Source organism: Streptomyces niveiscabiei, from assembly GCF_001419795.1.
GTDB classification, from domain to species: domain Bacteria; phylum Actinomycetota; class Actinomycetes; order Streptomycetales; family Streptomycetaceae; genus Streptomyces; species Streptomyces niveiscabiei.
Window position 1 is genome coordinate 1 of sequence record NZ_LIRL01000203.1, and the last position, 8,511, is coordinate 8,511.

Consider the following 8,511-nt stretch of genomic DNA (forward strand, 5'->3'; position numbering starts at 1 on the left):
CCAACGCAAAGCGCGCCCCACCCCGACCCCAGCCGAAACAGAGCGCGCCCGCGCGAACAAGCCACCTCACCCGGTGACGATGTTCACCAACTTCGGCGCCCGAACGATCACCTTCCGCACCGCAGCCCCGTCCAACGCCTTGACCACGGCCTCATCCCCCAACGCCACCTTCTCCAACTCCTCCTCGGAGATCCCCGGCGACACCTCCAGCCGAGCCTTGACCTTCCCCTTGATCTGAACGACGCAGGTGACGGTCTCGTCGACGACGTACGCGGGATCGGCAACCGGCAGAGCCTGATGAACGACGGACGACGTGTGCCCCAGCTTCCGCCACAGCTCCTCGGCGACGTGCGGAGCCAGCGGAGCGACCAGCAGCACCAGCGCCTCGGCGACGGACCGGGAAACCGGCCCCCCCACCTTGGTCAGATGATTGTTCAGCTCGGTGATCTTGGCGATGGCGGTGTTGAACCGCAGCCCGTCCAGATCCCCCCGCACCCCGTCGATGGCCTTGTGCAGAGCACGCAGGGTCGCCTCATCGGGCTCGGCGTCGACAACGGTCACCGCCCCGCTCGCCTCATCGACGACGTTCCGCCACAGCCGCTGCAACAGCCGGAACTGCCCGACGACGGCCCGCGTGTCCCACGGCCGGGAGACGTCCAACGGCCCCATGGCCATCTCGTACAGCCGCAGCGTGTCGGCCCCGTACTCCTCACAGATCTCGTCAGGAGTGACGGCGTTCTTCAGGGACTTGCCCATCTTCCCCAGCAGCCGCGAAACCTTCTCGCCCTGGTAGAAGTACGAACCGTCCCGCTCCTCGACCTCGGCGGCCGGCACCGGGAACCCACGCTCGTCCCGGTAGACGTACGCCTGGATCATCCCCTGGTTGAACAGCTTGTGGAACGGCTCGGCGGACGAGACGTGCCCCAGATCGAACAGCACCTTGGACCAGAACCGGGCGTACAGCAGATGCAGGACGGCGTGCTCGGCGCCCCCGACGTACAGGTCGACGCCCCCGTGGGGCTGACCGGCACGCGGCCCCATCCAGTACCGCTCGATCGAGGGATCGACCAGCTGATCGGAGTTGTGCGGGTCCAGATACCGCAGCTCGTACCAGCAGGACCCGGCCCAGTTGGGCATGGTGTTGGTCTCACGCCGGTACTTCCGGGGCCCGTCGCCCAGATCCAGCGTGACGTCGACCCAGTCCTGCTTCCGGGACAGCGGCGGCTCGGGCTTGGTGTCCGCGTCGTCGGGGTCGAACGTACGCGGCGAGTAGTCGTCGACCTCGGGCAGCTCCAGCGGCAGCATCGACTCGGGCAGCGCGTGCGCGACACCGTCCTCGTCGTACACGATCGGGAAGGGCTCGCCCCAGTACCGCTGGCGGCTGAACAGCCAGTCCCGCAGCCGGAAGTTGACGGTCCCGCGCCCGATCCCCTTGCGCTCCAGCCACTCGGTGACGCGCGCCTTGGCCTCGGCGACGGGCAGCCCGTCCAGCGAGATCTCGCCGTTGGCGGAGTTGACGATCTTCGCGTCGTACGAGGAGAAGGCGTCCTCCCACAGCGCGGTGTCGGTGCCGCGCCCGTCGGTCGGCTCGACGATGCAGGTGACCGGCAGCTCGAAGGCGCGCGCGAACTCGAAGTCGCGCTGGTCACCGGCGGGTACGGCCATGATGGCGCCGGTGCCGTAGCCCATCAGGACGTAGTCGGCGATGAAGACGGGGACCTGCTCGCCGTTGACGGGGTTGACGGCGTACGCCCCGGTGAAGACGCCGGTCTTCTCCTTGGCCTCGGCCTGCCGCTCGACGTCGGACTTGGCCCCGGCCTGCGCGCGGTAGGCGGCGACGGCGTCGACGGGGGTGGCGTGCCCGCCGGTCCACACGTCGTGCGTGCCCTCGGGCCAGACGGCGGCGGTGATCTTCTCGACCAGGGGGTGTTCGGGTGCCAGGACCATGTAGGTCGCGCCGAACAGGGTGTCGGGCCGGGTGGTGAATACGGTAATCCGATCATCGCCACCACCCTCCACGGCGAAGTCGACCCGGGCCCCTTCACTGCGCCCGATCCAGTTCCGCTGCTGCAACTTGATGGCCTCAGGCCAGTCCAGCTCGTCCAGATCATCCAGCAGCCGATCGGCATACGCGGTGATCCGCATGTTCCACTGCCGCAGCTTGGTCTTGAACACGGGGAAGTTCCCGCGCTCGGACCGCCCGTCGGCGGTGACCTCCTCGTTCGCCAGCACGGTCCCCAGCCCAGGACACCAGTTGACCGGCGCCTCGGAGGCGTACGCCAGCCGGTACTCCCCCAGCAGATCGGCCCGCTCGGCGGCGCTCAGCGCACCCCAGGAACCCCCACCGGGAACCGCCCGCTCACCGCTCTCGAACTGCGCGACCAGCTCGCTGATCGGCCGGGCCTTGCCCGCCTCCTCGTCGTACCAGGACTCGAAGATCTGGACGAAGATCCACTGGGTCCACTTGTAGTACTCGGGGTCGATGGTCGCGAAGGACCGGCGCTTGTCGTGGCCCAGGCCCAGCCGGCGCAGCTGGGCCTTCATGTTCTCCATGTTGGCCTCGGTGGACACGCGCGGGTGCGTGCCGGTCTGCACGGCGTACTGCTCGGCGGGCAGCCCGAACGCGTCGAAGCCCAGGGTGTGCAGGACGTTGTGCCCGGTCATGCGCTGGAAGCGGGCGTAGACGTCGGTGGCGATGTACCCCAGGGGGTGGCCGACGTGCAGCCCCGCGCCGGAGGGGTACGGGAACATGTCCATGATGAATTTCTTGGGCCGGGCGACCAGCGAAGGGTCACCGGCCAGGTCGCCCGTGGGGTTGGGCGCGGAGTACGTGCCCTCGGCGTCCCAGAAGTCCTGCCAGCGTGCCTCGATGTCGGCGGCCAGCGCGGCCGTGTAGCGGTGCGGCGCGACCGTCTCGGCGGCTGCGGGGTTCGTCTCGCTCATGGTCCTCAAAGCTCCATCGATCGTCATCTGCCCAGCGGGGCCCGGAAACGAAAAATCCCCTCGCGCAGGAGGGGAAGCCACGCCGACTCCGACCACACTCACCGGCGGTCGGGACTGGTCAGCGCGGCCCGCTAAGCAGAAGGCGTACGGCACGCATGTCGTCAGGGTACCGCAGCGTTTGAGCAAGCTGCGACGGAGTTGCGTATAGCTGTACGACACCGCGAGCACCGGAGCGAAAACTGACTACCGTTCAAAAAATACCCGACACAACGACTCCTATAGGGACATCGCCTCGGCCGCCCCTCCCTTAGGTAACAACCCAATAACTCAAACTCGTACCCATCGGTATGGCGCCCACTTAGAGTTCGGCAGCGGGACCGCTTTCCCGGACTGCTCGGAGTTGCCCCCATGAACCCTCGTCGTAGTAACACCTCGCTCCCCCAGCCGGGGCGGTCCGCGTACGGGATCGCGACGGCTGTCGTCCTCGTCCTCATACCCGTGGTGGTGGTCCTCGGAGGCAACTGGCTCCAGGACTTCCTGAACTTCGGTGCGGGCGTGCTCTCCCTGGTGAGCCTCACCTGCTCGGTGATCTGGGGCCTCGTCGCCCAGGACCGGCTCATCCTCAACACGCGTCAGCGGATCCTGGCGCAGGGCATCCACCGGGTGACCGCCGTCGCCTCGATCGCGTTCCTGCTCGTGCACATCAGCATCAAGCTCGCGCTGGAGCACACGGTCCTGATCGGCGCGCTGATCCCCTTCAGCCTCGGCATCAGCGGCAGCGGCGGCCTGATCGGCCTCGGCTCGCTGGCCGCGCTGCTGATGATCTTCGTCGGCGTGACGGGCGCGCTGCGCAACCAGTTCGCCTCCCCGGCGGCGACCGCCGCGCGCTGGCGGATGATGCACATGATGGCCTACCCGGCGCTGTGCGCGGCCCTGATCCACGGCCTGTTCGCGGGCCGCGCGGCCAAGCCGTTCTTCATGGTGAGCTACCAGCTCTGCCTGGTCGGCGTGATCGCCGCGCTCGCCCTGCGCGCCGCCCCCCGCTCCTTCAAACGCAAGGTCGCCGACCGCCTCGGCGCGATCATCGGCTCCGAGGGCGGCATGCGCGACGACCTGGAGCAGAGCCGCGCGCGGGTCGCCGAGTCCGGCCCCCAGGAGCGCGCCCCGCGCGCCGAGCGCGAACGCCCGGCTGCCCCGAAGACGTCGACGCTGTTCGGTACGCCCGCCCCGGAGGCGGGCGGTTTCGCCGCCGCGTACCGCAACGCGCCGCCCACCCCGCAGCCGACGTACGGCGCGGGCATGCCGTACGACACGCAGGCCACGGCGGCGATGCCGCGCATGGACGGCCCCGGCAGCACGTCCGGCAGCTGGCCCGTCCCGTCCCCGCCGCCGGTCGGCGAGGCGCCGCCGTCCGCGTACGACCCGTTGCAGGACACCGGGTTCAACATCCCGGTGTACGGCACCCCGCAGCCCGGCCAGACCCCCAACCCGAACGACCCGTACAACAACGGGACCCCGCCCGGCTCGGGCGAAGCTTGGAACACGCCTTCCGGAGGCTATAGGTGAACGAGGCCCTGCCCGACGTCCCAGAGGTCCGCGTGGTCGGTCTTCCGCAGCTCACGTCGGGTTTCGACCTTGTCGAACGGCTCGATCTGCCCATGCATCTGAAGGTGCACGGGCCGCTGGAGCCGATCGGCGGCGAGAAGCTCGCGCAACTGGCCGAGCGGATCAGCCTCAAGGGGCGCGGCGGGGCGGGCTTCCCGTTCCACAAGAAGCTGCGCTCGGTCGCGGACGCGGCGATCAAGAAGGGCATCCGGCCCGTCGTCGTCATCAACGGCAGCGAGGACGAACCGGCCTGCCGCAAGGACACGGTGATGATCAACCGTGCCCCGCACCTCATCCTGGACGGCGCGCTGCTGTGCGCCGAGGCGCTCGGTGCCCGCACGCTCGTGGTGGGGGTCACCCGTGAGTCGACGCAGCGCTCGATGGAGGCGGCCCTCGCCGAGCGCGGCCTCAGCGACAGCCGGCGGTCCGCGCTGCGGGCGTTCGTGCAGCGCAACCCGATCCGCATGGTGACGGGCGCCGCCGCGTCCCTGATCCGCTCGATCGACGGCGGCCCCGCGATCCCGCCGGGCCGCAAGACCAGCGCCTCCCAGAACGGCGTCGGCGGCGCCCCGACCCTCCTGTCGAACGCCGAGACCTTCGCCCAGCTCGCCATCGCGGCCCGCATCGGCCCGGAGCGCTACGGCAACACGGGCCTGTACGACGAGCCGGGCACCGTCATGCTGACCGTCTCCGGCGCGGTGGCCCGCCCGATGGTCATCGAGGTCCCGACGGGCGTGCCGCTGCGGTACGTCCTCCAGCTCGCCGGTGCCCCGCCGGTCCCGCAGGGCGTGCTGACGGGCGGCTATCACGGCAAGTGGATCGACGCGGCGACGGTCAACGAGGCCGTCGTCTCCCGCAACTCCCTGGACGCCGTGGGCGGCGCGCTGGGCGCGGGGGCGATCCTGCCGATCAGTCAGGAGACGTGCCCGCTGGGCGAGTCGCTGCGTGTGGCGCAGTGGCTGGCGGAGGAGAGCGCGGGCCAGTGCGGCCCCTGCTACCTGGGCCTGCCGGCCGCCGCGCGCGGTATGGAGGACATCCTCAACGGCGGTGGCCCCGCCGCCCTTGAGGCCCTCAAGCAGGTCGCCCGCAACGTCAAGAGACGCGGCGCCTGTTCGCACCCCGACGGCTCCGCGATGTTCCTCGAATCGACGATCAAGGCGTTCACGGACGACCTCGCGGCGCACGTCCTGGGCAACGGCTGCGGGCGCCCCGTGGAGGGCGTGCTCCCCCTCTTCGAGGACGGCCAGCTCCCGGCCGGCATCCCGGGCGGCGGCGCGCCCGCCGAGGACGCCTCGGGCAGCCGCCAGAAGATCTTCGTCGACTGGACCCTGTGCCGGGGCCACGGCCTGTGCGCGGACATCCTCCCGGAGGTCTTCCAGCTCGGCGCCGACGGCTTCCCCACCGTCGCCCAGGCCAAGGTGCCCCGGTACGCCGAGGCCAAAGCTCTACGCGCGGTGCGCCGCTGCCCCGCCCTCGCCCTGCGCATCGAGGAGGACACCCGGGGCCAGGCTCCCGCCAAGAACCTCCCGGTCCTCTCGAACCGCGAGGGCGGCGGGGGCAGGGGCCGGCGGGCGCTGGGCCGCTGACACGGAGAAGGGGGCCGTCCTCACGGAGGGCGGCCCCCTGTCCCGGATACTCAGGGTGTCCCGAACACGAAGAATCCCGCCGGACCCTTGAAGGATCCGGCGGGATCTGCTGTGGAGCTAAGGAGAATTGAACTCCTGACCTCCTGCATGCCATGCAGGCGCTCTACCAACTGAGCTATAGCCCCGTGCGGTGGTCCGCCGGGTTTCCCTGGCGGCGACGCCAACATTACACGGTCACCGGGGTGCTCCACCAAATCGGTTTACGCGGTGACGAAGGAGTAGAAGCGCTTGAGGGTGCAGTGCTCCTCCAGGAGCCGCCCGTAGATGGGCTCGCCCTCCAGCTCGCGGTACGTCTCGATGGGGTCGCCTTTTATGATCAGCGCCCGCGCGCATTCCTCGCACCAGTACTGGTACTCGGAGTTGACCGGTTCCATGTCGCGGACGATCGGGGTGCCGCTCCCGCACCAGTCGCATTTCCGCCTGTGTGCACCCATCGCTCAGCTCCAGCTGTGGCCGCAGGCCGTGCACACGTAGGAGATCCCGCCGTTGTCGCCGAGGACCTGGGCGACGAACGCGGAACCGCAGGAAGGGCAGCTGAGCCGGGTGGCCGTGTCCCGTGTCGACCCCGCTCCGGAGAGGTGGCCGACCTCTCCGAGGATGCTCGCAGGCATCACTGCTCCCTCCCGTCGGGCCGCGCTCCCATCCGGCCGTTTGATTCTGCCACGGCCGGACCGACACGGTCAGCGACGCCTCAGTACCAGTCCGGACACGGCCCCCGCGACGGCGGTCGCGGCAAGCGCGTACATGCACACGAGAAGCGCTTCCGAAGAGGTATACGCCCGAGGCCCCTCAAGTGACTCAAGGCGGTTCAGGAAGAGTGTGCCGAAGGCCGAGACGCCGACGAGCTGGCCGACCTGGGTGACGGTCGCGAGCAGCCCGCTGGCGTCCGCCGCGTCCTCGGCCCGTACGGCCGCCAGCGCGCGCGTGAGGGTCGGGCTGAAGGCCATCGCGAGCCCGGCCCCCAGGCCCGCGTACGCGACGTACACGGCCGCCCCGCCGTGGCTCCCGTCCCGCAGCGCGAGCCCCACCCCGGTCACCGCCGCCGCGACGAGCCCGAACCCGCCCGGCACCAGCGCCCGCTGGAGCCCGGCCGGCCACCTCCGCCAGGTGAGACCGACCGCCCCGAACGCCACGGCGGTCGGCCCGAACGTCAGCCCCGCGCGCAGCGCGCTGTACCCCAGCCCGGCCTGGAGATGCAGCGTCAGGACGAACAGGAAGGCCCCGTTGACGGCCATCACGGCGGCGATCCGTACGACGGCCAGGGCCGTACCGGGGTGGCGCAGCACCCGGGGCGCGATCAGCGGTACGCCCCCGTGCCGGGCGAGCCTCGACTCGTGGGCGCAGAACAGGGCGAGGACGGCGGCCCCGGCTAGCAGCGACAGCCACGACCACAGCGGCCAGCCCGCCTCCTGCCCGAGCACCAGCGGCACGGTCACGAGCGACACGGCCGCCCCGAGCAGGAGCTGTCCGGGCCAGTCCAGGCGGCGCGCGGACCCGGCACCACCCGCGCGCGGGAGCACGCGGGCGGACCCGGCACCGCCCGCGCGCGGGAGCACGCGACGCCCCACGACCAGGAGGAACACCCCGACCGGCACGTTCACCAGGAACACCGGCCGCCACCCGGTCCCGAACAGGTCCGCGTTCACCAGCACCCCGCCGACGATCTGCCCGGCCGCCGCGCCGACCGCGAGGACCGCCGAGTACACCCCGAGCGCCCGCACCCGCGCCTCCCCGGTGAACGCCCGCTGGATGAGGCTCAGCACCTGCGGAATCATGACGGCCGACCCGGCGCCCTGCACCAGCCGGAAGCCGATCAGCTCGGCCGCCCCCTGCGCGAGCCCGCACGCGAGCGACGCCCCCGTGAACAACGCGAGCCCGGCGAGATGCACCCGCCCGTGCCCGAACCGGTCCCCCAGCCGCGCACCGGTGATCAGCAGCACCGAGTACGTGATCGCGTACCCGGCCACGACGAGCTGGAGCTGCGCCCCCGAGGCGCCGAGGTCGGAACCGATCGTGGGGGCCGCGACGTTCACGATGAAGACGTCGAGCAGCGCCATGAACAGGGCGGCGAGCACAACGGCGAGCAGCCGCCCGGGGCCACTGTCAGTGGCGGGCGTTTTACTTGGAGCAAGGGATGTGGTGGTCATGCCGCAGAGCCTGACCCCGGCCCGGTACGGGTGCCGAGAGCCCGTCGATGCTGGTACTGACACCACCAGGCAAGCAACTGGCGGGAAGCGAGGGGGAGTTCGAGAATGGGGGATGTGACGACAGGGACGATGGAGACGACACCGGCACCAGCGCAGGCGCCCGCCCGCCC

Annotated in this window: 6 protein-coding genes and 1 tRNA gene; 2 read left to right on the forward strand and 5 right to left on the reverse strand. The window is 70.7% G+C overall.

The features are described from left to right. Nucleotides 1-66: 66 nt before the first annotated feature. Complete coding sequence (gene leuS, locus AOK24_RS11535; protein WP_055719977.1) at nt 67-2,943, reverse strand: leucine--tRNA ligase; 2,877 nt, start codon at nt 2,941-2,943, stop codon at nt 67-69. Between the two features lie 408 nt (nt 2,944-3,351). On the opposite strand from leuS, the gene AOK24_RS11540 reads away from it, so the two are divergent. Together AOK24_RS11540 and AOK24_RS11545 are read left to right on the forward strand one after the other, a co-directional pair. Next, the gene (locus tag AOK24_RS11540) at nt 3,352-4,509 is read left to right on the forward strand and encodes a hypothetical protein (RefSeq protein WP_055719978.1); all 1,158 of its coding nucleotides are present in this window, start codon (nt 3,352-3,354) and stop codon (nt 4,507-4,509) included. Beyond that, nucleotides 4,506-6,134, forward strand: coding sequence for an NADH-quinone oxidoreductase subunit NuoF family protein (locus tag AOK24_RS11545; RefSeq protein WP_055719979.1), 1,629 nt, complete (start codon nt 4,506-4,508; stop codon nt 6,132-6,134). Before AOK24_RS11540 ends, AOK24_RS11545 begins: the two co-directional genes overlap by 4 nt. Before the next feature lie 112 nt (nt 6,135-6,246). Here AOK24_RS11545 and AOK24_RS11550 read toward each other — a convergent pair. From AOK24_RS11550 to AOK24_RS11560, 4 genes are all read right to left on the reverse strand, one after another. Then, nucleotides 6,247-6,319, reverse strand: a tRNA-Ala gene (locus AOK24_RS11550). A gap of 75 nt (nt 6,320-6,394) precedes the next feature. Further along, entirely contained in the window at nt 6,395-6,628 is a 234-nt protein-coding gene (locus AOK24_RS11555; RefSeq protein ID WP_007492859.1) for a hypothetical protein, read from the reverse strand. A gap of 3 nt (nt 6,629-6,631) precedes the next feature. Then, entirely contained in the window at nt 6,632-6,805 is a 174-nt protein-coding gene (locus AOK24_RS47435) for a hypothetical protein (protein WP_107103936.1), read from the reverse strand. Between the two features lie 69 nt (nt 6,806-6,874). Beyond that, entirely contained in the window at nt 6,875-8,341 is a 1,467-nt protein-coding gene (locus AOK24_RS11560) for an MFS transporter (protein WP_240553820.1), read from the reverse strand. Between the last annotated feature and the right edge of the window lie 170 nt (nt 8,342-8,511).

What these genes read in the sequence shown, in the direction of transcription:
- AOK24_RS11560 (WP_240553820.1), bottom strand. Translation starts at nt 8,341, where the DNA reads ATGACCACCACATCCCTTGCTCCAAGTAAAACGCCCGCCACTGACAGT.
- AOK24_RS11555 (WP_007492859.1), bottom strand. Translation starts at nt 6,628, where the DNA reads ATGGGTGCACACAGGCGGAAATGCGACTGGTGCGGGAGCGGCACCCCG.
- AOK24_RS47435 (WP_107103936.1), bottom strand. Translation starts at nt 6,805, where the DNA reads ATGCCTGCGAGCATCCTCGGAGAGGTCGGCCACCTCTCCGGAGCGGGG.
- leuS (WP_055719977.1), bottom strand. Translation starts at nt 2,943, where the DNA reads ATGAGCGAGACGAACCCCGCAGCCGCCGAGACGGTCGCGCCGCACCGC.
- AOK24_RS11540 (WP_055719978.1), top strand. Translation starts at nt 3,352, where the DNA reads ATGAACCCTCGTCGTAGTAACACCTCGCTCCCCCAGCCGGGGCGGTCC.